The sequence below is a fragment of the Ochrobactrum sp. Marseille-Q0166 genome, assembly GCF_014397025.1.
GTDB lineage: Bacteria > Pseudomonadota > Alphaproteobacteria > Rhizobiales > Rhizobiaceae > Brucella.
Genome location: NZ_JACJUO010000001.1, coordinates 673,350 through 696,931 on the forward strand (window position 1 = coordinate 673,350; position 23,582 = coordinate 696,931).

Below are 23,582 nucleotides of genomic sequence, written 5' to 3' on the forward strand. Positions count from 1 at the left end.
TTCCGGTTAGAACAGTGAAAACTGGATCGTGCCGGAAACGTCCCGAAACATGGATTGAAACTTAACAGGAGCGCTTTCGGCTCAAGTCATATAGTGCTAACGCATGGCATTACGTATGGCATTTGTTCCGGGAATTCTATTATTGGCATGAACCAACTCCCTGCCCATGATCTGCCGCTGACCTTAAGCGGCCGCGGTGTTACTGCGGTACTGGGGCCGACCAATACCGGTAAGACGCATCTCGCTATCGAGCGAATGCTGTCGCACGGCAGTGGCATGATAGGTCTTCCGCTGCGCCTTTTGGCGCGCGAGGTCTATAATCGTGTGGTTGAACGGGTGGGGGCTGCCAATGTTTCGCTGATTACCGGCGAAGAGAAGATCACCCCGCCCACCTCTCGTTATTCTGTCTGTACGGTCGAGGCCATGCCGCGCCGCACGGATATGCCTTTCGTGGCTATCGACGAAGTGCAGCTGGCAGGCGATCTCGAACGCGGTCACATTTTCACTGATCGCATTCTGCATCTGCGCGGACGTCAGGAGACGCTGTTGCTGGGTGCAGGAACCATGCGTGGCATTCTCGAAAAGCTGTTGCGCGGTATTACAGTGGTTACGCGTCCGCGCTTGTCGCATCTCACTTATTCCGGTTCAAAGAAGATCATCCGCCTGCCAAACCGCTCGGCCATAGTGGCATTCTCTGCCGACGAAGTTTATGCGATCGCTGAGCTTATACGCCGCCAACGCGGCGGTGCTGCGGTGGTTATGGGCGCGTTGAGCCCACGCACGCGCAATGCACAGGTCGAGCTTTACCAGTCGGGCGATGTTGATTTTCTGGTTGCGACGGACGCGATTGGCATGGGGCTCAATCTCGATGTTGATCATGTCGCCTTTGCACAGAATCGAAAATTTGATGGCTATCAGTATCGTGATCTGACACCGGCTGAGCTTGGGCAGATTGCGGGTCGTGCCGGCCGTCATCTTCGCGATGGCACGTTTGGGGTGACAGGTCAGGTGCGCCCGCTTGACGATGAAATGGTCGAACGGGTGGAAGCCCATGACTTTGACCCTGTAAAAGTCATGCAATGGCGAACAGGGCGTTTTGATTTTTCGTCGCTCAGTGCACTGCGTTATTCTCTGGATACGCCGACTCCGATCGAAGGTCTGACCAAGGCTCTGCCTGCTGTTGATCAACAGGCGCTTGAAAATTTGTCGAAAGACGAAGACATTGTGCGGCTTGCAAATTCGCCTGCGCGGATCGAACTTTTGTGGGATACCTGTGCGCTCCCCGATTATCGTAAGATTGCGCCGGCACAACATGCCGATATCATAGCAACCATTTATCAGGATCTGGTCCGCCGAGGGAGCGTTGATGAAGATTATATGAGCGAACAGGTGCGCCGCGCCGACAGTACAGAGGGGGAAATCGATACTCTGTCGCATCGCGTGGCGCAAATCCGTACCTGGACTTTTGTGTCGCACAGGCCGGGATGGCTTGCCGATCCGACACACTGGCAGGAAAAGACGCGCGAAATTGAGGACAGATTGTCCGATGCGCTGCATGAAAGGTTGACGAAACGCTTTGTAGACCGCAGGACAAGCGTGCTTATGAGGCGCCTGAGAGAGAATGCCATGCTAGAAGCAGATATCAGCTCGACCGGAGACGTAATTGTCGAAGGCCATAATGTCGGGCAACTGGAAGGATTCCGTTTTACAGCCGACGTTCAGTCCGATGGACCGGATGCGAAGGCAGTAAAGACGGCTGCACAAAAGGCGCTGGCCGCCGAGTTTGATCGTCGTGCGGAGCGTTTCGCTGCTGCTCCTAACGGCGACTTTGCGCTCGGTTCGGATGGCGTTTTGCGCTGGGTTGGCGCAACTGTCGCTACGCTGGTTGCAGGCGACGACGTTTTAAAGCCGCGGGCGGTCATTCTGGCTGATGAACAGCTGACCGGACCGGCACGCGACAAGGTCGCTGCGCGTATTGACCGTTTTGTCGCTCATCACATTGAAACTGTTCTGAAGCCTTTGACTGACCTCAGGTCGGCGGATGCATTGACCGGTATGACGCGCGGTCTGGCTTTCCAGATCGTCGAAAGCCTCGGCATTCTTCAGCGTCGCGATGTGACTGAGGAAGTCCGCGGTCTTGATCAGGATTCCCGTGCCGCTCTTCGCCGCCTTGGCGTGCGCTTCGGTGCCTATCATGTTTTCATGCCAATGCTGTTGAAGCCGGCCCCTGCCGGCCTTATCACACTGCTTTGGGCATTGAAGAACGATGGCCGCGAACGCGCCGGTTATGGTGACGTGGTTAACGTTCTGGCTGCTGGCCGCACATCGGTGGTTGTCGATCCGACTTTCGATCACCAGTTCTACCGCCTTGCAGGTTATCGCGTGCTGGGTCGTCGTGCTGTTCGTATCGACATTCTCGAACGTCTTGCTGACCTGATCCGTCCGGCTCTGGCCTGGCGTCCGGGTTCCGGCACGCGCCCGGAAGGCGCTTATGATGGCGGACGTTTTATCGTCACGCCTGCGATGATGTCCATTCTCGGTGCAACCTCCGAAGATATGGAAGAGATTCTGAAAAGCCTCGGCTATCGCCATGAGGCTGCCGAAGCTGCCACTGTCACAGCAAAGCTTGCCGAGCTTGATGCTTTTGCGGCGGCTGCTGCTGCGCAAACTGAGGCCGTTGTTGAAGATACCGTCTTCAAGCCCGCCGTTCCTGCGGCTGCCGCTACCGTGAGCGAAGCGAAGCCTGTGGTTCCTGCTGCCGAACCTGTGCCTGCACCGGTTGAAGCTGTTGCAGAAATCTCAAGCGAAGAAAAGCCTGTGGTTGAGGCTGCTCAAGCTTCTGCAGAAGAACCAAAGCCTGTTCTCCTGTGGCGTCAGGGTCGTTTTGAAGGCCGTAACCGCAATCAGGATCAGAACCGTCAGCGCCATAACCGCCCACAGGGTGGTCAAGCGGCCAAGGGCAACGAGGCTCGCAAGTCTGAAGCCGGTTCAGAAGGCGGTGAAGGCCAGAACGCGCGTGACAATCGTGGGGGCAAGCGTTTCGACAAGAATCGCCGCAATCATGATGGCGAAGGCCAGAACAAGCGTGAAGGCTTCAAGGGCGATTTTAAGGGCAAGCCTCGCGATGGTAATCGCGATCGTCAGCCTAAGCGTGACCATGGCAACAATCATCAGGGCAACAAGCGCGTCGAACAGGAACGTCCGGTACGGATTGATCCAGATTCGCCTTTTGCCAAGCTTCTGGCACTCAAGGAGCAGTTGAAGAAGTAAGATGACTGGCGAACACGGCGCAAGGCAGCGGATCGACAAGTGGCTGTTCTTTGCGCGTGTGGTCAAATCAAGATCGCTGGCGGCGAAACTCGCCGTCGGCGGCAAAGTCCGGGTCAATCGCGATAAGATTGAGCAGGCAGCCTATCAGGTTAAAGTCGGCGATGTTCTGACGATTACGCTTGATCGGCGCATTCTGGTTTACAAGATACTTGCTTCTGGTGAGCGGCGCGGCCCAGCGCCTGAAGCACAGCTTCTTTATGAAGATATGACGCCGAAGCCCGTACCGGGAGATCAGGTCGCTGAGCCAATACAGCCGCGACGAGAAAGCGGTGCAGGCCGTCCAACCAAGAAAGAACGTCGCGAAACCGACCGTTTGCGCGGCAACTAGTGGATTGAATTTGGCGTTTGAATGCCGGCTGACGCTTCAGATATTTCAAATGTCAAATTCGAAAAACCCACTAGATAGAAATACTTACCATTGGTCTGATTCCAACATTTTCTCCCCTCGTTTCATGTGCTGAGCAAATGTTGGAATCAGACCAATGGAGCGCATCGCGAAAAGTGGGCCTAAGCTTTGGGGAGAGGTGCGCGTAAAAACGGCCGGGCAGAGTATTTCAATTGAAACAGAAAACGCTCCATGAGGGACGCGATGACGCAGGATAGCGTCTCTGTGCGATATAAATTGCGTATCAACGCCTTAAAATAAAAGTCTTTTCCGGGTTTCCGTTGATAAACGAAATCTCGTTTCAGATGTTCGTGACATAGTCATATTGCGGCGATTGGGCCCTTGTCATCAGCGGATAAAGTCGTTACCTCACCGTTGGCGATTGCAAGGGCATGAGCTGGCAAGCAAGCCACACGCCGTAGCCACCATATGCGTGACACATATGTCGTGACTGGAGCGAAATCATTCAGATGTCCGATCTGAGTGTTCAAACAGCCAGTTCAGGATAGATAAGCCGTTCCTTCAGACAGAAGGTTGGCAACAGGAGTTGGACAATGACTTATGTCGTGACCGATAATTGCATTCGTTGCAAGTATACGGACTGCGTCGAGGTTTGTCCTGTCGACTGTTTCTATGAAGGCGAGAACATGCTCGTCATCAACCCCGATGAGTGCATCGATTGCGGCGTCTGTGAACCTGAATGCCCTGCTGAAGCCATCAGCCCTGACACCGAACCGGGTCTCGATAAGTGGCTCGAGCTGAACGCTGAATATGCCGCCAAGTGGCCCAACCTCACGGCTAAGAAGGACGAGCTTCCTGAAGCTAAGGAAATGGACGGCGTACCTGGCAAGCTTGAGCAGTTCTTTTCGGCGGAACCCGGACCGGGCGATTGATCCGTTACCAGATCTTTTGAGCTGGATTAGCCTAAAAATAGTTGCCTCAAAAATGCGTTCCGAATCCTGGAATGCGACATATTTGGCAATTTGTTGATTCTTGCGCGAAATTGTGTTACCTTGCCTGAATAAATTCGGTGACTGGACGTCAATAAGTGGCGCAAATGCGTTAATCTCTGAAAGGGCTATATTTTTTACTGGGCTGTATGGCACTGGGATGGATTATTGCATTTTCAGCAACCGTTCCTCACCAACCTCTCCCGGTGAATAAATTTGTGCCTGAGCTACGCTGTCAGTTCAAAGCCGTACAGACCTCCGCATTTTTCTCAAGAAGTGCGGTTGCAATCATGTGTTAACCGGCGAGTTGTGCCGGGCACAACAGGGAGTATTAGAGCGTATGACATCCCAGCAGAAGAAGGCGCCGGCCCGTCAGGGTTTCAAAACCGGTGAATCTATTGTTTATCCAGCTCACGGCGTTGGCCAGATCGTGGCGATCGAAGAGCAGGAAGTGGCCGGGCACAAGCTTGAGCTTTTTGTTATCGACTTCGAAAAAGACAAGATGCGCCTGAAAGTGCCAGTCGCCAAGGCTGTCTCGATCGGTATGCGCAAGCTGTCGGAAACAGATTATGTCGAACGTGCATTGAAGGTCGTTCAGGGCCGTGCTCGCGTGAAGCGCACCATGTGGTCGCGCCGCGCTCAGGAATATGATGCGAAGATCAATTCCGGTGATCTGATCATGATTTCTGAAGTTGTTCGCGATCTGCATCGTGCTGAAAATCAGCCAGAACAGTCTTATTCAGAGCGTCAGCTTTATGAAGCAGCTCTTGACCGTATGGCTCGCGAAATTGCTGCAGTGAACAAGCTCTCTGATACAGAAGCTGTTCGTTTGATCGAAGCAAACCTTGCTAAGAGCCCAAAGCGTACCAAGGCTGATGTTGATGCCGAAGGTGATGTTGATGGCGATGAAGTCGAAGCAGCATAATATATATCTGAATCTTTTTTTAAAAAGCCCGGTTTGACCGGGCTTTTTATTTGGCACAAGCAAGTAGTTTTACTTGTCCATTGGGCTTGCCGCGCTATTTTATTTCTTACATGAAGATTTATTGCGCTCCGTATGGAACCGGAGAGCTTTTTCTGCGTTCTAATCAAACCAGTTCGTAAGCGGGTTTGTTTTGCGGCGTATTTTTCTGGCCTCAAAGCAGGTCTGTTATAGGAATTTTGAACGAATACGAGTTGTTCATTCAAGTGTTCTTCGCAGAGCTGATTTATCTTTTGTCTTGCCCTTCAGAGTTTGTTTGAAGGCTTTGCACTAAGAACAGGAGAACCAGATGAGCGCGTTGTCGATAAGCAGTTCCTCCACAGTTCCAGCATTGCGTTTGCCTATCTCGCCGCGCAAAGCGGTGCCTGCTCCGTCATCCTCCCCCCAATCCATGATCCGAAATGCCATGTCAGCGCCCTATCTTGAGCGTGACGAAGAGCGTTCTTTGGCGATCGCCTGGAAAGAAAACCAGGATCAAGAGGCGCTGCATCGCATGACTGCATCGCATATGCGATTGGTTATTTCGATGGCAGGGCGTTTCCGTAAGTTTAAACTTCCAATGAGTGATCTTATTCAGGAAGGTTATGTTGGCCTCCTTGAAGCCGCAGCGCGCTTTGATCCCGAGCGTGAGGTTCGTTTTTCCACTTATGCTTCGTGGTGGATACGCGCCTCAATGCAGGACTATATTCTGCGCAACTGGTCGATTGTCCGCGGTGGTACGAGCTCTGCGCAAAAGTCGCTGTTCTTCAATCTTCGCCGCTTGCGCTCCAAGCTTGCACAGGAAGACGAAACACTGACAAAAGCCGAGATTTATCGCCAGATTTCTACTCAGCTCGGTGTCTCAGCCAGTGATGTTGAAGTTATGGACAGCAGGCTTTCAGGCTCGGATAGTTCCCTTTCGGCATCGATAAATAGTGATGAATCGGGCACTTCCACACGCATGGATTTCCTTGTTGACGATCATCCTTTGCAGGATGAGGTCGTGGAAGGCACAATCGATACAGAGCGCCGCGCCAGTTGGCTCCATGCAGCGCTCCATGCGTTGAATGAACGTGAGTTGCACATCATCCGCGAACGCCGGCTCGACGATGACGGCGTGACACTGGAAGCGCTGGGAGAAAAGCTCGGCATTTCAAAGGAACGCGTTCGCCAGATTGAAAGCCGGGCAATGGAGAAGCTTAAACTGGCCTTGCTCGACCAGCACGAGATGGCGGCTTATCAAGCCTGATTTCCCTGAAGTCGGGCTGACCAATCTTCGACCTTGCGGTTTTCAAGACGGCGGACGGCGTAGCGCTTCCAGCCGTCTGCGAGGTGGGGGATCTCTGCCATAAGCGCCAGCTCATCATAATTGAGCATATCGACATAAAGCAGATGCCATACGCGATGCAGCGTCCATTCCGGTGACAGGCGCTCGACAAGGCGCATCGTATCGCCTGTGCTAACCATTCCCTCTTCAAGAACCCGATAATACCAGCCGCTGCGGCCGCTCTTCTGCACGCGAGTTGCCATATCCGTGATGTCGAAGCGAGCGTTGAGTTTCCAGCAAGGCTGGCGGCCCTGCGAGACTTCAACGAGCGCACTGCCAAGGCGGAAACGATCTCCAACCGCCACATTATGCTCGGTCAGACCGGTGGTGGAAATGTTTTCGCCAAACGCGCCGGGCATTTCGAGGCGTGGATTTCTACCGACATCGTCAACCCAGCTTGCATAATGATCGTGCGGGTAATGATGCAGAGCCTTTTCGGGGCCGCCATGCACTTTCCTGTCGCCCTGGGCATCACATTCGAGCCCCTCACGCAGCAGACGAACGGAGCCGGATACGGGTTTCTTATCGATGCCGCTCGGTGCGCCACGCGGCCCCAATGGAGCGATTTGGCCTGCAAGCAATGATTCGACGATGACTTCCATGGGGTTAAAGGTCTCGTGATTTAACCGATTGATACAACATGCTTTACTCGCTGATGATCTTGACGCGATCACCTACGGAAACTGTAGCACCCGCCGACATGGCATTGAGCAGACGGAAGAGTTCAAGTTTACGCGTTGTGCCTTGCATACGTGCCGACAGGCTCGCCATCGTGTCTCCCGGTTTCACGGTCACAACACGGATGCGCAATGGCTTCAGCGCTTCCTGTTCGGTCGGCGTCAGCAGACGGAAAGACTGAGTCACAGTCTGCGATGCAGGCTGCAGAGCGGTGCTGCCCTTCGGGGCCGCCGTGAGGAAGCGGTAGACCTTGTTGTTGGTGCTGATCACCACAATTTCAAATTGCCAGCGCTCGGCGCTTGCACGAGCGGTTGCTGCAGGCAGGCCGTTAATGGTAGTTGCGCGGATTGAACTCTCATCCAGCCCCGTGACCCAGCCTGATTTGATGTAATCGGTAAGGCTTGATCCTGAAGGAAGCGATGCGCCGTCAAAACGGATTGCTACTTCGCCGGGACCGCTTGCCATCACCGCCGTTGCCGAATTATCAATCGTAAAGCCGTTAGGTGCCGTAAAGGTGACGCCTAGCTTTGGATGAATGAAAGTCTGTTCGCGAACATAGCCTTGGCTCGGCGTGTCACCATAAAGCAGTCCGTCGATACCGTTGAGGAAGGAATCACGATCTGTTGTACCAACGCCCGGCGCACCGATGCGGCGCGCGTGGCCGAGTGCAAGCTGAATACGCTGCGGCGTTGCCGGGTGACTTGCAAGGAAGTCGAGGCTTGCATCGGTTGCGCCCGATACAGAGCGGAAATCGGTATAGGCTTCCATCGATTGCAGGAACCGGGCGGAGGCAAAAGGATCGTAGCCTGCTTCGCCAATCATCTTGATGCCGATAGCATCGGCCTGCAGTTCCTGATTGCGCGAGAACTGTGCAAGACGAAGCTTGCCGCGGATGGTTGCTTCGCGGCTTGCGCTCTCATTATGCAGCACTTCGGTGGCGACACGCCCCGCAATAGCCGTTTCGGCTTCCTTCTCCTGACGAAGGATGCCGTGATTGGCGACAACGTGCCCCATTTCGTGCGCGATGACGGCTGCGACTTCAGACGAGTCGTTGGCCAGCGCCAGCAGGCCGCGCGTTACGTAAAGAAAACCGCCCGGCAAAGCGAAGGCATTGATGTTGGGGCTGTCGAGGATTGTGATGCGATAGGTCTGATCGGGCTTGTCGGAAACCGTTGTCAGGTTGCCGACGATCTTGGCGACCATGCGCTCAAGCTTCGGATCTTTATATTCGCCGCCGTAAGTGGCGAGGATGCGTGGATGCTGTTGCGCGCCGATCTGTGCCAGCCGGTCGTTACGGGTGACGTTTTCAACGGTGACAGGATTTGATGAAGGCTGCAGTCCAAGATCCTTGCTTGAATTGATCGACTGGCAGCCCGAAATCAGGCTGACAGCAAGCAAGCCAAAACCAATGGCTGGTTTCCGCCAATTGCGCTGTGCCCGTTCTGGCAGAGAAAGGGGGAGACACAGGGAGGCCCGGAGACGGGTCGTGTGACGGAACAGTATTTTACCCTCGCAATTGAATCAGCACCGTTGGCATTGGCGCAAATCTAGCCATAGACTGAAGTACCTACAAGAAGTAGATCAGTCCTCAAAGCCGTTCTTCAAGGCGAATGCGAACAAAATATGTCCACAGCGTTAACTCTATTTGAGCTTTGAGGTTTCACCACCGATATAGTGTTTCAAAGCTTCCGGTCCAGATGGCGATAGCAGCGCATGGGCCGGGCCTTGTGCAGAAATTCGGCCATTGTCGAGAAATAGCAACAGTGTATCGAGATAGAGCGCGTCTTCCGGCGTATGCGTGACCATCAGAACGGTCATGCCGTTTTCCTTGTGCAGCTCCCGCACAAGATCAAGCATCTGGTGCCGCAGTGCAGGCCCAAGCGATGCAAAGGCTTCGTCCAGCAATAAGACCGGTCTTGCCCGCACCAGCGCGCGTGCAATTGCGACGCGCTGGCGTTCACCACCCGAAAGGGCTTCGGGTTTGCGGTTCTCTTTGCCTTTCAGCCCCACACGATCCAGTGCCGTTGCGATTGCTGCGCGGTCCTGCTGGTTTAGCCTCAGGTTCGGGGAACGGCCAAGCCCGACATTCTGTTCAACGCTCAGATGAGCAAACAGATTGTTTTCCTGAAACACCATCGATACGGGCCGAGATGCTGGCGGCAGGCTCGTTACATCCTGATTGCCAATTGTAATCTTCCCTGATTGCGGGGTTTCAAAACCGGCAATTAGGTTAAGTAAAGTGGATTTGCCTGAGCCGCTTGGTCCGACAATTGCTGCAATCGCGCCGCCCGGAATGATCGCTTCAAATTCCATTATCGTTTCGCCATAGTTGAAACGCACATCATGGAGCTTGATTTCGCTGAGATTACTCTTGCTGAGCGCATTCATTTAAGCGGACTTTCCTTTCGGGCTGCGGCTGCGCGGTCGGCAATCATCATCAGACAAAGACATAGGATTCCGAGAATCAGCGCAAGGCCCGCTGCATCGAATGTGCGGTAGCTGCCCATACGCTGCAACAGCAGATAGGGCAGGGTTTGCAGCGCGTCGCTGCCAAAAAGCGCAATTGTGCCGAGATCGCCCAGAGAAAGCGCCATTGCAAATGCGAATGCCATGCCAAAAGGCCTGCGAATGGCTGGCCAGTCGATGAGCCGCAACCGGTTCAAGCCGGATATGCCGAGCTGCGCGCAAAGTCGATTATGACGAACAGCTGATGTATCCCATGCCGGACGCAGCAGGCGCACGGCAAAAGGCATCGCCATTGCCGCATTGACTGTCACGACCATGAAAGGAGCCATCGTGAATGGGTCGGTGAAGTGACGCAGCAAAATAAACCAGCCGGCACCAATGACGATGGGCGGCATCACAAGGATGAGGCTTGCACCCGTATCGAAGAGATTTGCCAAGCGCCTGCTTTTGGTTGCTTCGCGCGCGATCACAAGGGAAAGCGACAGGATGACGGCAAGAAGCGCTGCACCAAATCCCAGAACAATGCTGGTGCCAATGGCATTTAATACGGCTCTTTCACTCATCAGGCGCATGAGATCAGCGGCAAGCCCGGATACCACAATGCCCGTAACGGGCAAGGCCACATAGAGAAAGCCGATGCTAATGGCCACTATATTAAAGAGGCGTTCAAGGCCGTCTGGCCCGCCATAGCGGCGCGGGGCAGTGGTGAGAGTGAACCCCTCTTCCGAAGGTCGACCCGTGAGGCGTAAGGCTGCGAGAATCAATATGGTGAGTGTCAGCTGCGCCAATGTGAGTGCCACAGCGCGTGCTGGATCAAAATCGAAATGCAGGCTTTGATAGATTGCAACTTCCAGTGTCGTGGCGCGTGGCCCGCCGCCGAGGGTCAGAACCGTTGTGAAGCTCGTCACGCACAGCATGAAGATAAGGCCAATCATGCCGGGCAGGTTGCGCCTTATGGTCGGCCATTCGATCAGACGAAAGCGAGCTGTGCCCTTCATGCCGAGTTGTGCTGCGAGTTTCCAGTAGTCAGCGGGTATCGATTCATAGGCTGCCAGAATGAGCCGAACCGCCAGGGGCATGTTGAAAAATACATGCGCGATCAGAATGCCTGCCAAACCGTAAATATCGGGTTGTACCGGATATCCCAGCACCTGAGATATCTGCGCAATAAAGCCATTGCGTCCGTAAATGCTGGTAATACCGAGCACAGTTACAAGAGCGGGCAGGGCGAGTGGCAGCGCGAAAAGGCGCAGGATCAGCCCGCGCCCCGGAAAACCGGCTTCCGAATAAAGTGCGCGCGCCACCGGAATGGCAAACAGCACCGAAAGCAGGCTCGACAGAACTGCCTGCCAGATCGTGAAACGTGCGATACGCTGAAGATAGGGATCAAGAAATATGCTGAAGCTAAAGCCGCTCGCCTCAAGCCCCAGGGCGATTAGCGAGCCGCCGACCAGACTTGCCAGAAAGCCAAGCGCCAGTACGCCCGCAAGAGATTTGATTGCGGGCGTTGTCTGGACTGGCCGGGTTCTGGTCAGCGTTTCACTCATTTGCTGGAAGCAGCCAGCCATTCATCGACCCAGGCCTTACGGTTCTTTGCAACCTCGTCTGCCGGGATGAGAAGGGTCTTTTCAGGCTTCGGCAGTTTGTCGAAGGCGGCCGCAAGAGGCGCGGAGGTTTTGCCTGCCGGGAACATCCAGTTGGTTTCAGGGATTACATCCTGAAAGCCGGGGCCGGTCATGAAAGCGAGGAATTTCTGCGCCAGCGGGTTCTTGGCACCGGTTGTTGTCTGGGCGGCAAGCTCGACCTGAAGGTAATTGCCTTCAGGATAAGCCAGCGCCTTATAGCGCTCCGTATTCTCGGCAATCATATGATAGGCAGGAGAGGTGGTGTATGACAGCACCATTGGTGCTTCACCCTTGGTGAACAGGCCATAGGCTTCCGACCAGCCCGGCGTAACCGTGAGAATGCGCTTCTGCAGCTTTTCCCAAGCTTCGCCTGCCTGATCGCCATAGACAGATTTGATCCAGAGCAGAATGCCGAGGCCCGGTGTCGATGTGCGCGGATCCTGAATGACGATCTTTTGCGAAGGATCGCCTTCGACCAGCTCTTTCAGGCTTTTCGGCGGATTTGGCAGCTTTTCGGAATCATAGACAATAGCGAAATAGCCGTAATCATAAGGTACGAAAATATCGTCCTTGAAGTCGCCAGGCACTTTGACATTGGAAAGATCAATGCCGCTTGGCGCGAAGTAGCCCGTGGCGCGTGCTTCGGTGGTCAGGTTCGTGTCGAGGCCAAGAACGATGTCCGCTTTGGTATTGCCGCCCTCAAGCTTGAGGCGATTGAGCAGTGCTACGCCATCGGCTGATGCCACCCATTCCAGCTCGCAATCGCATTCTTTCTCGAAGTTTTCCTTGACCTTTGGGCCTGGACCCCACTCCGAAACGAAGCTGTCATAGGTGTAGATGGTCAACTTGTCTTTGGCGTGAGCAACAGGTGCAAAGGCAAAAGCTGCGCTCAGCGACAGTGTAAGCAGAGATAAAAGCCGCATAACGGCATGTCCTTTCTTTCATTGAAAAGGATTGAGCGCCGTTGTCGAAAACCGGAGCGCATCTAATCCCTCCGCCGGTACAAACCGGATCAGGTTCAGCGGGTTAGCCGGCGTACGGCCTCTCAGCCATTCGAAGATTGAATGGCACCCCGTTAGAGCGGAGTTGACAATAGATGTTTGCATCGGGAAGGGCAAGGGATTGCAATGCGGGCTTTGAGCTATAATTTCTGCATGTTATGAGCGGTTTATGAGCACATTTGTCATTCTACTCGGCGGCGATCTTGTCGTCACGGATCGTTTGAAAAGCCAGATTGCAGGAGCGCGTGTTCTTGCGGCGGATAGTGGCATACGTCATGCGGTCGCGCTGGACGTAGAGCCGGAGCTGTGGCTGGGGGATTTTGATTCCGCATCCGATGCGTTGAAAGAACAGTATGCCCATGTGCCGCAAAAGACTTTTCCGCGTGCCAAAGACATGACCGATGGCGAGCTTGCGCTGTCGGAAGCCTATGAGCGGGGTGCGGAAAAGGTCATTTTGTGCGGTGCCTTCGGCGGTGCGCGTACTGATCATACGCTGCTGCACCTCACCATGGCGACAGCGCAGGCGGCAGAGGGGCGCACCATTCTTCTATCCAGTGGAGAGGAAGAAGCCTGGCCTCTGATACCCGGCGATTTTCTCTACGATTTTGCAGACGGCACGTCGTTCAGCGTGATAAATTTCTGCAAGGTTGAGGGCTTGTCGATCAAAAATGCAGAGTGGCCGTTAGATAATGTGACACTGCCGTTCGGCTCTTCCTGGACCGTTTCCAACATTGTGCGTGGAACTCTTTGTGTTTCCGTGCGTTCAGGTCTAGCGATACTTGTAGCCAACTTTGGTGAAGAGACCCCACTTTAGAATGGCTGCTAACCTTACCAATTGAAACTGCTTGACGCTGACGGTTGAAACGTATTGTAAATGTTCCCAAGCGGGTAAAATCTGCTTTACGCCGAAATTGGGGACGCAAAGTCGGTGTTGGTGTAACTCTATTAGGAGATTGTTTCATGAAATCACGTCTTTCCATGATTGCAATCGTCGGCGCGCTTGCGTTCTCAACAGCAGCATGCACGACGGCTGAACAGCGTACTGCTGGCTATGGTGTCGGTGGTGCAGCTCTTGGTGCGCTCGCTGGCGGTGCTATCGGCGGCAATGGCCGCGGTGCTCTGGCTGGCGCAGCAATCGGTGGCGTCGCCGGTACGCTTCTTGGTGCAGCACAGACCCGTAACGGCGTTCAGTACTGCCGTTATCGCGATAACTACGGTCGCGTTTATGAAGCACCTTGTAACTAAGCTGATCGTCTAGCGGTTACAATTCTCAAGCAGGCCGGGTAACCCCGGCCTGCTTCTTTTTTGGCCATACCATTTGACAGAACGTGTTTTGTCCCCGACAAGCAGGGCAGAAATTTCAACGGCATTTTCAAAGAGAACCATGGCACCTCCGCTTCTTCGCCTCGATCAGATCAAGCTTACCTTTGGCGGCACCCCGCTTCTGGAAGATGCAGCCCTTTCGGTTAGTGAGGGCGACCGCATTGCGCTGGTCGGACGCAATGGTTCTGGCAAGTCAACCCTGCTTAAAATTGCAGCGGGCATGGTCGAACCAACATCTGGCGAAATCTACAAACATCCAGGTGCCACTATCCGCTATCTGCCGCAGGTGCCTGATCTTGATGGCTTTGCCAATGTGCGCGCTTATGTGGAAGCTGGTCTTGGACCAACGGATGATCCGCATCGCGTGACCTATCTGCTGGAACATCTGGGCTTGACCGGCGAGGAAAAGCCCGATCACCTGTCGGGCGGTGAAGCGCGTCGTGCAGCCCTTGCCCGCGTGATTGCTCCGCAGCCTGATGTGCTTCTGCTCGACGAGCCGACCAACCATCTTGATCTCACGACGATCGAATGGCTTGAAGGTGAGCTGCGCCAAATCCGTTCGGCCATCGTTCTAATCTCGCACGACCGCCGCTTTCTGGAGAATGTCAGCCGCTCAACGGTCTGGCTTGATCGTGGCCTTACCCGCCGCATCGATCAGGGCTTTGGTCATTTCGAGGAATGGCGCGACAAGATTCTAGAAGAAGAAGAGCGGGATCATCACAAGCTTGGACGCCAGATTGCGCGCGAGGAACATTGGTTGCGCTATGGCGTAACCGCACGGCGCAAGCGCAATATGCGCCGTCTCGGTGAGTTGCACTCCATGCGCGCTGATTTCCGCAATCATCGCAAGGCGCAGGGCACAGCAGTTCTGACGGCAAGTGATTCCAAAGAATCCGGCAAGCTGGTGATTGAAGCGAAGAAGCTTAACAAGGCCTATGGTGAACGCGTTCTTGTTCAGGATTTTTCGGCCCGTGTTCAACGTGGTGATCGCATCGGCCTTGTTGGACCAAACGGCGCAGGCAAGACCACGCTTTTATCGATGCTGACCGGCAAGCTTGAGCCGGATTCCGGTACATTGCGTCTTGGCGTTAATCTGGAAATGGCCGAGCTTGATCAGAAGCGTGAAAGTCTGAACCTTGATGACACGCTTGCGCATTATCTCACAGACGGGCGCGGGGAGAGTCTCGTGGTGAATGGCGAGCAGCGCCATGTTGTCTCCTACATGAAAGACTTCCTGTTTCAGCCGGAACAGGCGCGGACCCCCATCCGCGAACTTTCCGGTGGTGAACGCGCACGTCTGATGTTGGCACGCGTTCTGGCACGGCCTGCAAATCTGCTGATCCTTGACGAACCGACCAACGATCTCGACATGGAAACGCTTGATCTGTTGCAGGAACTGGTTTCCGGCTTTCCGGGAACAGTCATCCTTGTCAGCCACGACCGCGATTTTCTTGATCGCACTGTGACGTCTGTGATCGCGCCGGAAGGTGATGGCAACTGGCTCGAATATGCTGGTGGCTATGCCGATATGATGGCACAGCGTAAAGAGCAGGCGTTGGCAAAGCGTAACGTCAAGACGGCGAGCGCTCGTACTGATGAAAAGGATGAGGATGCATCCCAGCCCCGGAGTGGTGAGAAGCGCGATGAAAAGCGCAAGCTTTCCTATAAGCAGAAATTCGCACTTGAAACCCTACCCGGCAAAATGGATGCTTTGGCAAAGGAAATGACTCTGCTGGAAGGCAAGCTTGCCGACCCGCAGCTTTACGCCAAGGACCCGACGCTGTTTTCGAAAACCGCCGATCTTCTTGAAAAGAAGCGCTCTGAACACTCTGCCATGGAAGAAGAATGGCTGGAACTGGAGATGTTGCGCGAAGAGATCGAGGGATAATGACTATCCCTCGAAGACGTGTTTAAGCGCTTGCCTTGTCGAGCAGGGCAATAGCCTCCGCATCAAGTTTGATCTGAGCGGCGTCAAGCAGCTCATTGAGCTGGGTGAGGCGTGTGGCGCTTGCAATTGGCGCAGTGATGGATGGTCTTGCAATCAGCCAGGCAATTGCGATTTGCGCGGGCTTAGCGTCATTGGCACGAGCGACCTGATCGAGCGCTGCAATAATCCGCGACCCGCGATCCGTCAGGTATTTTTCCACGGCTTGACCGCGTGCACTTTGGCCGAGATCATCTTTCGAGCGGTATTTGCCGGTCAGAAAACCTGAAGCCAGCGAAAAGTAACTGATAACGCCCAGCCCATTGTCGCGGCAGATCGCTTCAAGTCCATCCTCAAAAGCAGCCCTGTCATAGAGATTATAAAGCGGCTGCAAGGTTTCATAGCGGGGCAGGCCATGCTGCTTCGCAACATCAAGCGATTCCGTCAGACGTTCCGGTGTCAGATTGGATGCGCCGATTGCTCGGACTTTACCGGCCTTGATTAGCTCCTGATAGGTGCCAAGAACGTCTTCAAACGGAGTTTCTGGATCATCCCAGTGCGACTGATAGAGATCGATATAGTCGGTCTGCAGTCGTTTGAGGGAGGCATCGACGGCTTTGCGGATATAGCTTGGTGAAAGGCCTTTTTCGTTTGGCCCCATCTCCGAACCTACTTTTGTTGCAATGATAACCTTGTGGCGCAGGCCGCGGGATTTCAGCCAGTTGCCGATAATGGTTTCCGATTCACCACCGGCATTGCCCGGTGCCCATGCGGAATAGACATCGGCTGTGTCGATAAAATTAAATCCTGCATCGACAAAACGGTCGAGAAGCGAAAATGATGTTCCTTCATCGACCGTCCAGCCAAACACGTTGCCGCCAAAACATAGCGGCGAAACCTCAAGTTCAGTACGTCCGAGCTTTCTAAACTCCATGGACCCTATCCCTTCCTGTGTGTACGAATTCCGGCGAATTCGCAGGGCTTCGATTGCAGGAGGAAGAAACAGGCCTGACGCACCGCGCCTTAAATGTCAGCCCATACCAAGTGCATCCATATAAAGCTGGAGCATGGCTTCTTCTTCCTGACGTTCATGGTCTTCTTTTTTACGCAGACGAATAATGGTCCTTACGACCTTGCTGTCAAACCCCGAACCCTTCAATTCCGCGTAAACTTCCTTGATATCGTCGCCGATGGTCTTTTTTTCTTCTTCAAGACGCTCGATGCGCTCGATAAAAGCACGCAACTGGCCAACGGCGATGGTCTGGGCTTCGCTGGTAATATCGTCGCTCACGGGTTTCTCCAATTCAGCTCGATTATCAAAAAGGGGCAAAGGTCACTCGTTACAGGAACAGGACCGTTGCCGAAAGTCGGACATGGTTTTTCTGCGAGTCGCAGGCAAAATTAAGGGCCGATGGTGTAAGAAAAACGCCTTTTATTACGTTATGGCTGTGGATAGCGGGTAAAGCGTTAGTCTCTCAGAGGCGAAACCGGGCCTGACCGAGAACCATAATGGCGGATTTCGTGGATTTCCGGCATGGCGTTGATGGCATCGAGCATAGGGGCAAGCCGATCGGCCCATTCACGCGCACCGGCCTCGTTAGCAATCAGATCCTGACGCACCTCAATCAGAACATGCGCATAGCCACGCGCCGTTGCATGACGGTACATGGCATCGTTTTTAAGTGCGCCATCATAAGGCTCGTTATCACCGACAATGAGGTCCTGCTCTTCCCGCAGCATGGAAAGTAGGGGCGTTACGGCGCGCGGATCAGAATCCCAGAGCAGTCCGATTTGCCACGGACGATCCTTGCCGCGCCAGTTTGGGGTGAACGAATGGATCGAGACGATAAATGGTGCCTTGCGACTCTTCGCGGCAACCCGCGTGCTCATGGATGCAATCGCATCATGATAAGGGCGATAGAAACGGTCGAGGCGGATTTCCCGCTCTTCGGGCGACATCGGGTAGTTGCCCGAAATCACCGCACCATCTGACAATTGCATGATAAGCGTCGGATCGTCTTCGCCGCGATTTGGATCGATCAGAAGGCGCGAAAAGCCACCCATGACGGCAGGTGCATTGAGCTTCGCAGCCAATTGACGTGTCAGTTTCTCAACGCCGATATCATAGGCGATATGCCGATCGAACTCGCTTTGCGCCAGGCCAAGGCTGCCATATTCAGCCGGCACATCACGGCGGGCATGGTCAGCGGTCAGAAGCAGACCGAGGCTGAGATCGCCGTCGACCTGATAGACGGGGGAAAATGACGGATCACATGACATGAGAGCTGCTTCGTGGGTAGGATTTCTGTCATAAATCACAAGTAGTTTCAGATCTGTCATGAGAAAGCCGGGATTGCAACGATCATTCTCAAAAGAATGAGAAAGGCGTTTCTGAAATGCGGCAAAGGAACGAATCTAATCGTTTAAATCGTGCTGAAATTGCTATGCAGTTCGAATGGAAATGCTGTAACTGATTTGTTCTCTCCGGGATTGCGTTGACATCAAAGGCGAAACTGCCGAAAAGAGAGCGACCGAAAGAGGATTTCCTTGCGTGAGACAAAAGCGATTGCGGGCTGAAGGAGTTCGGCGAATGCGACTTCCAATGTTTTTGGGTTTGTTTTCCAGTGTGCTGGTTGGTGCTCTGAGTGTTACATCCATGGAAGCGCGAGCCGATTTTCGTGTATGTAACTCAACTCAAAATCTGGTTGGCGTTTCTATTGGCTACAGAGCCAAGGCCGGCTGGGTGACAGAGGGGTGGTGGCATATTGATGGTTCCACCTGCAAAACGCTGATCGAGGGGCCGTTGACCTCCCGATACTATTATCTTTTCGCAGAAGATTCTCAAAGTGGTGGTCGCTGGGAAGGCAAAGTGAACATGTGTGTGGCGGAAAAGGAATTCCGCATCACCGGTGTTCAGGACTGTTTTGCACGCGGGTTTCAACGCAATGGATTCCAGGAATACGATACCGGGGAGCAATCGAGCTGGATGGTACAGCTCACCGATGAAACGCCGTTAGAAAACTCCACAGTTACAGGAACGAATAACCAATGAAGCGCAACCGCAAGGTCAAGATTCTCGCCACACTCGGCCCGGCGTCAGGCGAGGAATCTATTATCCGCAAGCTTTTTGAAGCTGGCGCAGACGTCTTCCGTATCAATATGAGCCATGCTGACCATGACCTGATGCGCACGCTCGTCAAACGTATTCGTAATGTGGAAAAGGAACTGGGTCGCCCGATCGGTATTCTGGCCGACCTTCAGGGTCCTAAGCTGCGCGTTGGCAAGTTCAAGAATACAAAGGTTGCACTTGTTGCAGGCCAGACCTTCACGCTCGACAACAATGAAGAACTCGGAGATGAAACACGCGTCTATCTCCCGCATCCGGAAATTCTGGAAGCTGTTGAGCCGGGCCACCGGCTTCTCATTGACGACGGCAAACTGGAACTGATTGCCGAAGCAAGCGATGGCAAGTCGATCCGCTGCAAGGTTGTAGCAGGCACCAGTATTTCCGACCGCAAAGGTGTCAGCCTGCCGGATACCACATTGGGTGTCGGCGCACTGACCGAAAAGGATTACAGGGATTTTGAGGCTGTTCTGAAAGAAGAAATCGACTGGGTCGCTTTGTCATTTATTCAGCGTCCTGAAGACCTGGTCGAAGCCCGCAAGTTCTCTGGCGGCAAAGTTGCCCTGATGTCGAAAATCGAAAAGCCGCAGGCTGTGACCCGTCTTGATGAGATCATTGAGCTCTCTGACGCGATCATGGTTGCCCGTGGCGATCTGGGTGTGGAAATGCCACTGGAAAGCGTTCCGGGTATTCAGAAGCAGATGATTCGCAAAGCACGTCGCGCCGGCAAGCCGGTTGTGGTTGCCACGCAGATGCTCGAATCGATGATCACTGCACCTGTTCCGACGCGCGCGGAAGTATCTGACGTTGCGACAGCGGTGTTTGAAGGTGCTGACGCTGTCATGCTTTCGGCAGAATCGGCTTCTGGTCAGTATCCGGTTGAAGCGGTAGCGACGATGAACCGTATCGCGGAAAAGGTCGAACGTGAGCCGACCTATCCCGGCATTCTCGATGCACAGCGTGCGATTCCTGAACCGACGGGCGCCGATGCGATCTCGCTTGCTGCGCGTCAGATTGCTGAAACGCTCAACCTGTCTGCAATCGTTACCTACACGGCTTCCGGAACAACCGGCCTTCGTGCCGCGCGTGAACGCCCACGCACACCGATTATCGCGCTGTCTCCGGTTGTCGATACCGCACGTCGTCTTTCGGTTGTCTGGGGTCTGCACTGCGTTGTAACCGAAGATGCCCATGATCTCGAAGACATGGTCGATCACGCTTGTCAGGTCGCTTTCAAGGAAGAATTCGGCAAGGCTGGCGATCGTCTGATCATCACCGCAGGTGTCCCGTTCGGAACTCCGGGTGCCACCAACCTGCTGCGCATTGCCTATATTGGCGCTGACGGTCAATCGACAGATTAAACCGGTGGTCTTCATGCATAAAAAAGCGCGCTCCTTTCGGGGCGCGTTTTTGTTTGATCGATTATCAGAGAATCAGGTGCGGGTATCGCTCAACTCTTCTGTGAGGTCGAGGAGGTTTCGCTGTGCATCACGCATCATCGGATTAACTTCCAGCGCTTTCTCATAAGCCTTCAATGCTTGTTCCTTGAGGCCGCGAGCACGTAAGATATCTGCCATGCCCGAGAGTGCGCCATAATGGCGTGGCTCAAGCTCCAGCGTACGATTGATGTCGTACATGGCGTGCGCATAATCGTTGCGCAGGTAATACACTGTTGCGCGACGGTTCCATGCTTCCGCATAGTCGGGATTGATAGCTATTGCTTCATTGAGAAAATCCAGCGCGGATACGTAGCGCTTTTCAAGCATGGCAGAATTTGCCCATTGCACCAACAGATCAACTGTAGCGCTGCCGGATTGCTGCCATATCTGATTGATTTCAATAGTGAGGCGACGAGCCTTCTTTTCATCAGAAGTACGCTTGAGATCGGCAAAAAGCTTGTCGAGGCGCTCTTCCGGCGTGTGTTCGGCTTGGTTTTGTTCTTTGGCAGCAGGTTTCTGGTCGCTGTCAGCGCCGACCTGCACCGGCGTAATGGGCGCTGTCAGGGAGGGCTTTGTCTCGGCATAGGCCGAAGACATGCTGATCAGGGCCGACAGGCCCAGCGTAATCAGAAATGAAGAATTGTTCAGATATGCAAAAACGTTCCGCATGCGCATAATTTTCATTATACGCAGCAGAACGTCAAATGCAAAATCAGAAATAAGATTAGCCCTGACGTGCCTTGAAGCGCGGAGCAGTCTTATTGATGATGTAAACGCGGCCCTTGCGGCGAACGAGCTGGCAGTCACGATGACGGGCCTTGAGCGCCTTGAGCGAATTCTTGATCTTCATGTCAATCACCGGTCTTGGTTGGCCCATCGACATGAATGTCTCGGGGCTTCATAAAAACAGGCGCCCAAGGCGCCAATTGGTTACAGGCAGTATTCCTGCCCGAAGGGTTGGCCGAAATACACAATATTTCAGCCAAATGTCAACTCCTGCACCGCAGATTCACGAAGGGACTATCGGAAAATCTTGGCTACAGGTGCCGTTCACGGAGGAATCGGACAGATTCCACCGCAATGCTTATCAAGTGCGGGGTTTTATGCGGGTTACATGACCCATCTTGCGGCCCGGCCTCGCTTCTTTCTTGCCGTAGAGATGCAGCACGGCATTCGATTCTGCGAGAATCGCTGGAACCTTTTCTACGTCATCGCCAATCAGATTCTCCATCACACAATCCGAATGGCGCACGGTGTCACCAAGTGGCAAACCTGCTACCGCGCGAATGTGTTGTTCAAACTGCGAGATCGCACAAGCGGCTTCCGTCCAATGGCCAGAATTGTGCACACGTGGCGCAAATTCATTAGCAAGCAGCGTGCCGTCCGCAAGAACGAAGAATTCCAGACCAAGCACGCCGACATAATCAAGCGCGTGCAGAAGCTTTGAAGCCGCTTGGCTTGCAGCATCTGCTGTCTCACCCGAGATTTCGGCTGGAACCGTCGAAGTTGCGAGAATGCCGTCCTTGTGAACGTTCTCGGCAATATCGAAGATGGCAACATTGCCGCCGCGATCACGCGCCGCAATGACCGAAACTTCGCGCTCGAATGCGATGAAACCTTCCAGAATTGCCGGTGCATGCTTGATTGTCTCAAGTGCTGCACGCGCTTCGTTCTCGTCAAGAGACTTGAGACGCACCTGTCCCTTACCATCATAGCCGAGGCGACGGGTTTTCAGGATCCCGCGTTCTCCCAAAGCGCCCAGCGCCGCGATAAGTGACTCTTCGTCATCGACCAGGCGCCAGGGCGCAGTCTCGATACCGCTTTCATTGAGAAACTGCTTTTCGGTGAAGCGGTCCTGCGAGATTTCAAGCGCTGCCGGCGGCGGAAAAACAAGCGCCGATTCTGCCAGCTTGTCTGCGGCAGATACGGGCACGTTCTCGAATTCATAGGTGATTACGTCGGAGGCAGTCGCAAGCTCTGCAAGAGCTGAGGGATCATCATAGGCTGCTATGATCTGGCGGTTTGCCACCTGAGCCGCCGGGCAATCGGCCTGTGGCTCCAGAATGATTGTCTCATAGCCGAGCCGAGCTGCCGCCATGGCCAGCATACGACCCAACTGGCCGCCGCCGATAATGCCGATCGTTGATCCAGCCTTCAGTGCGGAATTTGCCATATCAAACCTCGTCGGATGGGCGTTCTGCAACGCTTTCTGTCTGGGCTGTGCGCCATTCATCAAGACGCGCTGCAAGTGCATCATCGTAAAGAGCAAGGACAGCTGCGGCAAGCAGAGCAGCATTCACGGCACCGGCGCGACCGATAGCAAGCGTTCCGACCGGAATTCCGGCTGGCATCTGCACGATGGAAAGGAGCGAATCCTGTCCTGATAGGGCTTTCGATTGTACAGGAACACCAAAGACCGGAAGCGGGGTCATAGCTGCGGCCATACCGGGTAGGTGAGCCGCGCCACCTGCGCCTGCAATCACAACCTTGAAGCCTTCGGCCTTTGCGCCCTTGGCAAAGGCGACAAGCCGATCGGGCGTGCGATGTGCGGAAACAATACGTGCATCGAAGGTTATGCCCAATGCTTCGAGCGTATCAGCGGCATGGCGCATTGTTTCCCAATCGGATTGGCTTCCCATAATGATTGCGACATCTGCACTTCTGCTCATTGATCCGTCCTGCTTCTTTAGATCATGGGTTTAAAAACAAAGCCGGGCGAACCCCGGCTATGAAACGTGTTTTATAAGATGTTCAAGCGATGATGTCAGGGATGACCTGATCTTCCAGTTCCTGCAGCTTATCCTTGATGGCGAGCTTTTTCTTTTTCATGCGCTGAATACGCAGCTGATCGCAACCGACCTGCATCATTGCATCTATGGCTGCATCAAAATCCGCGTGTTCTTGTTTCAGACGTGCAACGGCCAATCTGATTTCGGCCTGATCCTGATCGGACATGCGGTTTGCCCCATTTCTCATAAATAATATGACGGGCCGCTCCACAGAGGTGCAGACCCGTTTCAGGCGAAGCCATTATCACATTTTTCGTGAT

The 23,582-nt window shown here is 54.0% G+C and carries 23 protein-coding genes and 1 riboswitch; of the genes, 10 read left to right on the forward strand and 13 right to left on the reverse strand.

The window, feature by feature from the left end:
• Positions 1-147 precede the first annotated feature (147 nt).
• The 5 genes from H5024_RS03160 to H5024_RS03180 all read left to right on the forward strand — a co-directional run bounded on the left by H5024_RS03160 (position 148) and on the right by H5024_RS03180 (position 6,875).
• On the forward strand, positions 148-3,270 hold the full coding sequence (locus H5024_RS03160; RefSeq protein WP_187543984.1) for a helicase-related protein: 3,123 nt from the start codon (positions 148-150) through the stop codon (positions 3,268-3,270).
• Position 3,271: 1 nt separating this feature from the next.
• Positions 3,272-3,658: an RNA-binding S4 domain-containing protein gene (locus H5024_RS03165; RefSeq protein WP_187543985.1), complete on the forward strand. Its 387-nt coding sequence runs from the start codon at positions 3,272-3,274 to the stop codon at positions 3,656-3,658.
• A 611-nt stretch (positions 3,659-4,269) separates the two neighbouring features.
• Complete coding sequence (fdxA, locus tag H5024_RS03170) at positions 4,270-4,608, forward strand: ferredoxin FdxA (RefSeq protein ID WP_187543986.1); 339 nt, start codon at positions 4,270-4,272, stop codon at positions 4,606-4,608.
• 397 nt (positions 4,609-5,005) lie between these two features.
• Positions 5,006-5,590 (forward strand): CarD family transcriptional regulator, encoded by a 585-nt coding sequence (locus H5024_RS03175; RefSeq protein WP_187543987.1) that lies wholly within the window; start codon positions 5,006-5,008, stop codon positions 5,588-5,590.
• Positions 5,591-5,936: 346 nt separating this feature from the next.
• Positions 5,937-6,875 carry an RNA polymerase factor sigma-32 gene (locus H5024_RS03180; RefSeq protein ID WP_187543988.1) on the forward strand — a complete coding sequence of 313 codons (939 nt, stop codon included), beginning with the start codon at positions 5,937-5,939 and terminating at the stop codon, positions 6,873-6,875.
• Here the strand turns inward: H5024_RS03180 and H5024_RS03185 are convergent.
• The 5 genes from H5024_RS03185 to thiB form a co-directional block, all read right to left on the reverse strand.
• On the reverse strand, positions 6,866-7,555 hold the full coding sequence (locus H5024_RS03185) for an MOSC domain-containing protein (protein ID WP_187543989.1): 690 nt from the start codon (positions 7,553-7,555) through the stop codon (positions 6,866-6,868). The genes H5024_RS03180 and H5024_RS03185 overlap by 10 nt on opposite strands.
• Positions 7,556-7,598: 43 nt before the next feature.
• Entirely contained in the window at positions 7,599-9,080 is a 1,482-nt protein-coding gene (cdlP, locus tag H5024_RS03190; RefSeq protein WP_187546566.1) for a cell division protease CdlP, read from the reverse strand.
• Between the two features lie 192 nt (positions 9,081-9,272).
• Complete coding sequence (thiQ, locus tag H5024_RS03195; RefSeq protein WP_187543990.1) at positions 9,273-10,019, reverse strand: thiamine ABC transporter ATP-binding protein; 747 nt, start codon at positions 10,017-10,019, stop codon at positions 9,273-9,275.
• On the reverse strand, positions 10,016-11,665 hold the full coding sequence (thiP, locus tag H5024_RS03200; RefSeq protein WP_187543991.1) for a thiamine/thiamine pyrophosphate ABC transporter permease ThiP: 1,650 nt from the start codon (positions 11,663-11,665) through the stop codon (positions 10,016-10,018). Before thiP ends, thiQ begins: the two co-directional genes overlap by 4 nt.
• Entirely contained in the window at positions 11,641-12,645 is a 1,005-nt protein-coding gene (gene thiB, locus H5024_RS03205; RefSeq protein WP_187543992.1) for a thiamine ABC transporter substrate binding subunit, read from the reverse strand. The genes thiP and thiB overlap by 25 nt, the downstream gene beginning before the upstream one ends.
• A gap of 49 nt (positions 12,646-12,694) precedes the next feature.
• Positions 12,695-12,807, reverse strand: a riboswitch (TPP riboswitch).
• Positions 12,808-12,892: 85 nt separating this feature from the next.
• Here thiB and H5024_RS03210 point away from each other — a divergent pair.
• The 3 genes from H5024_RS03210 (at position 12,893) to H5024_RS03220 (ending at position 15,934) form a co-directional block, all read left to right on the forward strand.
• A complete protein-coding gene (locus H5024_RS03210; RefSeq protein WP_187543993.1) occupies positions 12,893-13,537 on the forward strand; it encodes a thiamine diphosphokinase in 645 nt (214 codons plus the stop codon).
• Between the two features lie 146 nt (positions 13,538-13,683).
• The gene (locus H5024_RS03215; RefSeq protein WP_187543994.1) at positions 13,684-13,968 is read left to right on the forward strand and encodes a hypothetical protein; all 285 of its coding nucleotides are present in this window, start codon (positions 13,684-13,686) and stop codon (positions 13,966-13,968) included.
• A 139-nt stretch (positions 13,969-14,107) separates the two neighbouring features.
• On the forward strand, positions 14,108-15,934 hold the full coding sequence (locus H5024_RS03220; RefSeq protein WP_187543995.1) for an ABC-F family ATP-binding cassette domain-containing protein: 1,827 nt from the start codon (positions 14,108-14,110) through the stop codon (positions 15,932-15,934).
• A gap of 22 nt (positions 15,935-15,956) precedes the next feature.
• Here H5024_RS03220 and H5024_RS03225 read toward each other — a convergent pair whose 3' ends face one another.
• From H5024_RS03225 to H5024_RS03235, 3 genes are all read right to left on the reverse strand, one after another.
• On the reverse strand, positions 15,957-16,904 hold the full coding sequence (locus tag H5024_RS03225; protein WP_187543996.1) for an aldo/keto reductase: 948 nt from the start codon (positions 16,902-16,904) through the stop codon (positions 15,957-15,959).
• Positions 16,905-17,000: 96 nt separating this feature from the next.
• Complete coding sequence (locus H5024_RS03230) at positions 17,001-17,261, reverse strand: DUF2312 domain-containing protein (RefSeq protein ID WP_007876730.1); 261 nt, start codon at positions 17,259-17,261, stop codon at positions 17,001-17,003.
• Positions 17,262-17,437: 176 nt separating this feature from the next.
• A complete protein-coding gene (locus H5024_RS03235) occupies positions 17,438-18,250 on the reverse strand; it encodes an N-formylglutamate amidohydrolase (RefSeq protein ID WP_187546568.1) in 813 nt (270 codons plus the stop codon).
• Between the two features lie 310 nt (positions 18,251-18,560).
• Between H5024_RS03235 and H5024_RS03240 the strand changes: the two genes are divergently transcribed.
• The gene (locus H5024_RS03240; protein ID WP_187543997.1) at positions 18,561-19,022 is read left to right on the forward strand and encodes a DUF1036 domain-containing protein; all 462 of its coding nucleotides are present in this window, start codon (positions 18,561-18,563) and stop codon (positions 19,020-19,022) included.
• The gene (gene pyk / locus H5024_RS03245) at positions 19,019-20,455 is read left to right on the forward strand and encodes a pyruvate kinase (protein WP_187543998.1); all 1,437 of its coding nucleotides are present in this window, start codon (positions 19,019-19,021) and stop codon (positions 20,453-20,455) included. The genes H5024_RS03240 and pyk overlap by 4 nt, the downstream gene beginning before the upstream one ends.
• A 72-nt stretch (positions 20,456-20,527) precedes the next feature.
• Here pyk and H5024_RS03250 read toward each other — a convergent pair whose 3' ends face one another.
• The 5 genes from H5024_RS03250 to H5024_RS03270 form a co-directional block, all read right to left on the reverse strand.
• Positions 20,528-21,220 carry a tetratricopeptide repeat protein gene (locus tag H5024_RS03250; protein ID WP_187546570.1) on the reverse strand — a complete coding sequence of 231 codons (693 nt, stop codon included), beginning with the start codon at positions 21,218-21,220 and terminating at the stop codon, positions 20,528-20,530.
• 37 nt (positions 21,221-21,257) lie between these two features.
• Positions 21,258-21,383 carry a type B 50S ribosomal protein L36 gene (ykgO, locus tag H5024_RS03255; RefSeq protein WP_002967908.1) on the reverse strand — a complete coding sequence of 42 codons (126 nt, stop codon included), beginning with the start codon at positions 21,381-21,383 and terminating at the stop codon, positions 21,258-21,260.
• A gap of 237 nt (positions 21,384-21,620) precedes the next feature.
• A complete protein-coding gene (locus H5024_RS03260; RefSeq protein ID WP_187543999.1) occupies positions 21,621-22,706 on the reverse strand; it encodes a 5-(carboxyamino)imidazole ribonucleotide synthase in 1,086 nt (361 codons plus the stop codon).
• Between the two features lies 1 nt (position 22,707).
• Positions 22,708-23,202 (reverse strand): 5-(carboxyamino)imidazole ribonucleotide mutase, encoded by a 495-nt coding sequence (gene purE / locus H5024_RS03265; RefSeq protein ID WP_187544000.1) that lies wholly within the window; start codon positions 23,200-23,202, stop codon positions 22,708-22,710.
• A gap of 82 nt (positions 23,203-23,284) precedes the next feature.
• Positions 23,285-23,488, reverse strand: coding sequence for a DUF465 domain-containing protein (locus H5024_RS03270; RefSeq protein ID WP_187544001.1), 204 nt, complete (start codon positions 23,486-23,488; stop codon positions 23,285-23,287).
• Positions 23,489-23,582: the final 94 nt, after the last annotated feature.